This window comes from Ancylomarina longa (assembly GCF_003996985.1).
GTDB classification, from domain to species: domain Bacteria; phylum Bacteroidota; class Bacteroidia; order Bacteroidales; family Marinifilaceae; genus Ancylomarina_A; species Ancylomarina_A longa.
The window spans coordinates 1-391 of the sequence record NZ_RJJX01000279.1 but is presented as its reverse complement, the minus strand read 5'-3'; the positions used below and the strand labels follow the sequence as shown (position 1 = coordinate 391).

Below are 391 nucleotides of genomic sequence, written 5' to 3'. Positions count from 1 at the left end.
TAAGTCTGAAAGCAGAGGAAGCTTATCCAAAAACTCAGATTCAGAAGATAGATGCACTGTTAGCAAGCCAGCAAGCCGAAGCAGAAAAGGCAGCACAGCTTGCAGCAGCAGAAAAAGCATTGTCTGAAAAGTATGCTGCCATCATTAAATTGGCAGATTCCCAGTTTAGTTCTGGTGATTATACTACCGCAAAGACAAGTTATACAGATGCATTAAGTCTGAAAGCAGAGGAAGCTTATCCAAAAACTCAGATTCAGAAGATAGATGCACTGTTAGCAAGCCAGCAAGCCGAAGCAGATAAGGCAGCACAGCTAGCAGCAGCAGAAAAGGCATTGTCTGAAAAGTATGCTGCCATCATTAAATTGGCAGATTCCCAGTTTAATTCTGGTGA

Annotated in this window: 1 protein-coding gene; it reads left to right on the top strand. The window is 42.5% G+C overall.

Annotated elements, in window-relative coordinates:
- Nucleotides 1-391 (top strand): hypothetical protein (locus tag DLK05_RS17750; protein ID WP_209319974.1); only part of this gene is annotated, 391 nt, incomplete at both ends.